Below are 5,053 nucleotides of genomic sequence, written 5' to 3'. Positions count from 1 at the left end.
TTTCGCCATTCTCGTATCCCTTCAAATCAATGGGATACACCTTAGTAACCTGTCCGAATTTCAGGGACCACTTCAGACAAAGCCATTCGAACACGTCATCAAGCGCTGGACCGAAGAGTCCAAACTCTTCAGCGATGATCCAACCCTTCACTTCCCGGGACTGAACACCTAAACAAACAAAAAGTTATCCGAATGCAAGTCACTTACGCGAACATTTGTGAGGTGGATTGAATAATTCTCGTTTATTTCAATGGTCGTACCCGATGAATTTTCTGAACCAGCCGAGAGTAGTTCTTCAAAGGAAGAAATTAGTTCACTATCCAGTTCAATTATATCTTCTGACGCCGATCCAGTTGCAAAGTCTTCAATCGTATCATGCCCTTCTTCATAGGCGTAAAACTGAAAGGTATCGTCTCCATCTCCACCTATTAGAATATCGTTGCCCGCTCCGCCTAGCAATCGATCGCTTCCGCTTCGACCACTTAGAAAATCAGCGCCTGCTTCTCCAAGCAACAAATCATCCCCGTAAGCACCATCCAGTTTGTCGTCTCCTCCGCCACCGCTGACGTCATCGTTTCCACTCCCTGCCGAAATAGAATCAACTCCGTTACCGCCTTTCAATACATCATCACCATTTCCTCCCGTCACAACATCATCACCGTCTCCACCGAAGAGGAAGTCTTTTCCGTCCCCGCCCCAAATACGATCATCACCTCGCCCACCAAATGCGAAATCCGATCCCGGTCCGGTAATTATAGCATCATCACCTTTTGACCCAATTGCGATATCGTCACCACCATATGAAGCAACCACATTGAAACTGCTGTGATCCTTCAGTTCTATGGTGTCAGACATATTCGTACCAAGGAATTTCTCATATTTGTTATCATGCTTGTAAAAGCTGTCGTAGATATTCATTTTTACACTCCTTACGCAAAATTAACCTAATTAAAGATAAGGAAGAGTAAAAATAAACAAATGTTAATCGATTTAATATTATAATATAATGTATTGTCTTTTTTTGGACATATATGGACCTCAGCTGCTTGCAACCCCTGATCTGGTTGGGTAATCATCCTGATAAGCCCCAGTCGAGTGGTCCGTTTTGATTGTTAGTGCATGACTGGGCTGCGGTCCATTTGAATGATGGTCTCCGGTGCCGGTGGTCGGTATCCCAAGGCGCTGTGTGGACGCTTGGTATTGTAGTGTTTCCTCCATTGTTCAATCAGGATTTGCGCTTCCTTCAGGCAGTAGAAGGTTTCTCCATCCAGCAACTCATCCCGAAAGCGGGCGTTGAAGTTCTCGCAGTATCCGTTTTCCCATGGCGAACCAGGTTCGATGTACGCGGTCTTGGCACCCACAGCGTTGATCCAGTCCCTGACGGCTTGAGCAACGAATTCCGGCCCGTAACACCTTCGGGAATACGGGCTGCCGCCTGGATGCCGCTGCCGGCGGGCCAAGGGGCAAAGGGAATGTGGCTCTACGACTGGGCGTGGATAGCCTTGCCTTACATTGTGGACGAAGGGTTTGAACGATGGCTGTTGATCCGCCGTAGCCGGAAAGAGCCCGACAAGTTCGCCTACTATCTGTCTTTTGCTCCCGAAGGCACAACCCCTGAGGAACTGGCGAGGGCGGTGGGCCTGCGCTGGACTATTGAGGAATGCTTCCTGCGGGCCAAGGATGACCTGGGTCTCGATCATTGTGAGGCGCGGTCTTGGCACGGCTGGCAAAGGCACATGAGCCTCGTTATGGCCGCGGCGGCTTTCCTGGCAAGGCTGTCTGCCGCATTGAAGCGAAACGCGTTCAGGAAAGCGAACGAAACGAGTCCATGCAGCCGCATCGCCGATTGAGTATCATGTCGAAACTCCTGCCAAGCACCGCGGAAATCAAATATCTTCTGGCGCGATTGCTTTTGAAACCGCTAATCGCCGCCTCATTCGTAATGGATTGGTCAATATGACGACGAAAACACCAATTCAACGCCGCAACCGCTCACTATAAGAAAAACCTAAATACGCAACTGTAGTACTAATCCGCATCCGTTTTATGTTGGTTCATATCCGGCGGCGGCGAAGCAGTTGGCACATTCCTGTGGCTTGAAGTGGGCGCAAAGGTCACCAACGGAGTTCCACAAGGCGTCAACTGTACGCTCAGCCTTGACACGCAATAGCGCCTTGAGTTTCGAAAAGGCCATCTCGATCGGGTTGAAGTCGGGGCTGTACGGCGGCAGGAAGCGCAATTGCGCGCCGGCAGCCTGGATCGCCTCACGTATGGCTGCGGGTTTGTGAGCCGGCAGGTTGTCCATGACCACGATGCCCCCCGGAGACAGGGATGGCACCAGCACCTGCTCGACATAGGCCGGAAAAGCCGGGCCATTCATCGCGCCATCCTGAACCATTAGCGCCGTCATACCTTCCAGCCTGAGCGCGCCGACGAATGTCGTGGTTTTCCAGTGGCCACGTCCACATCATCAAAATGGGGGCTGGCGAAGGAGGCCAGCCTCTATGTCACAAGCCTTGTCGACTGATCTGCGTCACCGTTTGGTTGTTGCCGTCGAAGGCGGGATGTCCCGCCGTTCCGCGGCCAAACGGTTTGGTGTTTCGCCTTCGACGGCGATCAGGTGGGTCAATCAATGCTTCCAAGAAGGACCTGTTGATCCGGCCCAGCAAGGCTGCGACAACCGTTCGGGACGGATGGAAGCCCATGCAGATGAAGTCTTGGCTATGATCGACGCGACGCCAGATATCACCTTGGCCGAATTGGCTGACTATCTGGAAAAGGCCCATGGGCTGCGTGTTTCCCAAGGCACGGTCTGGCGTCTACTTGATCGTCGCGGCATGACTTTCAAAAAAAACGGCACACGCAAGCGAGCAACAGCGTCCTGACGTTCTCCAGCGGCGGGAAGCCTGGTTCGAACTTCAACCCGATCTTGACCCCGAGCGCCTGGTGTTTATCGACGAGACCGGAGCCAATACCAAGATGGCCCGTCTGCGAGGTCGGGCGCTGCGAGGCGAGCGTTGTAGAGCTCCGGTCCCGCATGGCCACTGGAAAACCACGACATTCGTCGGCGCGCTCAGGCTGGAAGGTATGACGGCGCCAATGGTTCTGGATGGCGCGATGAATGGCCCGGCTTTTCTGGCCTATGTCGAGCAGGTGCTGGTGCCATCCCTGTCTCCGGGGGACATCGTGGTTAGAGGGAGCACATTATAGTGCGATGAGCTGCTGCGATCCGGCTAATAGTAGCTCGGTGGACGCGGAACAGGCGGCTGACATCGGCTATTGAGCGGCCAGCTTGGAGCATGGCGATTATTTCGGCGCGCTGTTCGGGGGTAAACTTTGGTTGGCGACCGCCGCGGCGGCCCAGAGCACGTGCAGCACTGAGGCCGGCTTGCGTCCGCTCCCGCACCATGGCGCTCTCGAATTTCCCAGACAGCATTGATATTTTGAAACAGCAAATTGAATACTCTTTTTGATTGCAATATTTTTTTTTCTATTCATTGTTGTGTCACCTATGACGCCATTGCGAAAGGGAAAAGTCATGTGGAAGTCCAAAGTCACAATCATTGCAGCAATAGCACTTTCTTTCGGAGCCACTATTCCAGCTAGCGCTGAGGATGCGCCAAATGGAAGCTACAAAGACTCCTGCTCTCAAATTGCAATGGAAAACGGTACACTTTCCGCCATTTGCAAAACCCGTTCGGCTGAGGAGGTTGGTTCATATTTGGCGAAAGCAGATCAATGCAAAGGGGACATCCCCAACTGGAACGGACAGCTTTCATGTCAGGAGCCGGGCGGTTCCTGGAGCCAGACTTGCACCAATCTTGCAGTTGATGACAACAGCGGTGTTATCACAGCTGAATGCCGCAGAAGGGATCAGTCGGTCAACAACGCAAGCACTCAAGCGGCAGGCTCGCTTACCAATTGCAACGGCAACCTAGTTTTGGCTGATAGCTGTTGATTCAAGAGAAGCTAAGGTCTCCCAAGAAACCCTCGTTGTGCAGCGAGGGTTTCTACTCGTGAGCTGCCCAGGGCAAATGCATGAATATTTGCTGCCATTCAACTTCCCGAAAACAACTACCACCTGATCTAACCGGACGCTCTCCCATTTGAACACGTCCCAACAAATTGACGGCGTCAACGCGCTGGGAAATGAGCGCTTACGCTTCATATCACTCTAGATATAGGCACGATCCCCAATTTACAGTAGGAGAGCCCTGCTGTTAAACCGTATACAAATACAGCGAGTGAATCGCACAAAGCCTATGGGACGGGATTACGCATGGATGGCGCAGAAACACTCGACGTCGATACATTAGCCATCTTTGCTGCCATCCAGTCAGAGTTGCTTAATGAGTATCGCCAAGATCACGATTGGCCATGGATCATTGGCTATTCCGGCGGCAAGGATAGCACGCTTGTAACCCATCTCGTCTTTGAGATGCTAATGACATTGCCGCCTTCGCAACGCACCCGCCCTGTCCATATAGTGGCCAATGACACCTTAGTCGAAAACCCGCTGGTCGTGCAGCATATCATTGAAAGCATGGAAGAGATTGGCAACGCCGTAAATGCCTTTGGCTTGCCCATCATCACAAAGATCACCCTACCTGCACCGGATCAATCCTTCTGGGTTAATCTGATTGCACGGGGCTACCCCCTCACACAATCGGTCTTTCCGGTGGTGCACCTATCGCATGAAAATCCTCCCCACCAGCCGCTACATCAAAGGCCAGCTTGATGAACCGGGGCAGGTGGTGCTTCTTCTTGGTCGCAGGTCGGAGTGCTCTACTCGCGCCGCCTCTGTTGGGCGCTACGACAATGGCGAGCGCCTCAATCGGCACAATGATCTGGTGGGCTGCATGGTCTTCCGCTCGATCGTTGAGCTAGACACAGATGATGTATGGTAAGCGCCCATTTCCCAGCACGTTGACGCCGTCAATTTGTTGGGATGTGTTCAACCGGGAGAGCGTCCGGTTAGATCAGGCGGTAGTTGTTTTCGGGAAGTTGAATGGCAGCAGATCGTTGATGTCTGCATCGGCGGTACGCTGCGGTC

General features: G+C 52.5%; 5 protein-coding genes and 3 pseudogenes. 4 read left to right on the top strand and 4 right to left on the bottom strand.

Features of this window, described 5'->3' with window-relative positions:
• Positions 1-168 precede the first annotated feature (168 nt).
• Positions 169-918 (bottom strand): calcium-binding protein, encoded by a 750-nt coding sequence (locus tag Q0835_RS29335; RefSeq protein ID WP_298966922.1) that lies wholly within the window; start codon positions 916-918, stop codon positions 169-171.
• 194 nt (positions 919-1,112) lie between these two features.
• Positions 1,113-1,406, bottom strand: a pseudogene (locus Q0835_RS29330) (transposase); the annotation flags it as partial.
• Positions 1,407-1,439: 33 nt separating this feature from the next.
• Here Q0835_RS29330 and Q0835_RS29325 point away from each other — a divergent pair.
• Positions 1,440-1,850, top strand: coding sequence for a transposase (locus Q0835_RS29325; RefSeq protein ID WP_366142420.1), 411 nt, complete (start codon positions 1,440-1,442; stop codon positions 1,848-1,850).
• A 194-nt stretch (positions 1,851-2,044) separates the two neighbouring features.
• Here the strand turns inward: Q0835_RS29325 and Q0835_RS29320 are convergent.
• Positions 2,045-2,458, bottom strand: a pseudogene (locus Q0835_RS29320) (transposase); the annotation flags it as partial.
• Between the two features lie 46 nt (positions 2,459-2,504).
• Here Q0835_RS29320 and Q0835_RS29315 point away from each other — a divergent pair.
• Positions 2,505-3,192 (top strand): annotated as a pseudogene (locus Q0835_RS29315) (IS630 family transposase); the annotation flags it as partial.
• On the opposite strand, the gene Q0835_RS29310 reads toward Q0835_RS29315, so the two are convergent.
• Positions 3,191-3,301, bottom strand: coding sequence for a hypothetical protein (locus Q0835_RS29310; protein WP_298966924.1), 111 nt, complete (start codon positions 3,299-3,301; stop codon positions 3,191-3,193). The pseudogene Q0835_RS29315 and the gene Q0835_RS29310 sit on opposite strands and share 2 nt — an antisense overlap.
• 237 nt (positions 3,302-3,538) lie before the next feature.
• Between Q0835_RS29310 and Q0835_RS29305 the strand changes: the two genes are divergently transcribed.
• Positions 3,539-3,958: a CVNH domain-containing protein gene (locus tag Q0835_RS29305; RefSeq protein ID WP_298966917.1), complete on the top strand. Its 420-nt coding sequence runs from the start codon at positions 3,539-3,541 to the stop codon at positions 3,956-3,958.
• Positions 3,959-4,279: 321 nt separating this feature from the next.
• The gene (locus tag Q0835_RS29300; RefSeq protein WP_298966915.1) at positions 4,280-4,738 is read left to right on the top strand and encodes a hypothetical protein; all 459 of its coding nucleotides are present in this window, start codon (positions 4,280-4,282) and stop codon (positions 4,736-4,738) included.
• Positions 4,739-5,053: the final 315 nt, after the last annotated feature.

The organism is uncultured Roseibium sp. (genome assembly GCF_947499295.1).
Lineage (GTDB): Bacteria > Pseudomonadota > Alphaproteobacteria > Rhizobiales > Stappiaceae > Roseibium.
The sequence above is the reverse complement of the archived record's forward strand: the minus strand, read 5'-3'. Positions and strand labels throughout refer to the sequence as shown.

What these genes read in the sequence shown, in the direction of transcription:
- Q0835_RS29325 (WP_366142420.1), top strand. Translation starts at nt 1,440, where the DNA reads ATGCCGCTGCCGGCGGGCCAAGGGGCAAAGGGAATGTGGCTCTACGAC.
- Q0835_RS29310 (WP_298966924.1), bottom strand. Translation starts at nt 3,301, where the DNA reads ATGCTCCAAGCTGGCCGCTCAATAGCCGATGTCAGCCGCCTGTTCCGC.
- Q0835_RS29335 (WP_298966922.1), bottom strand. Translation starts at nt 918, where the DNA reads ATGAATATCTACGACAGCTTTTACAAGCATGATAACAAATATGAGAAA.
- Q0835_RS29300 (WP_298966915.1), top strand. Translation starts at nt 4,280, where the DNA reads ATGGATGGCGCAGAAACACTCGACGTCGATACATTAGCCATCTTTGCT.
- Q0835_RS29305 (WP_298966917.1), top strand. Translation starts at nt 3,539, where the DNA reads ATGTGGAAGTCCAAAGTCACAATCATTGCAGCAATAGCACTTTCTTTC.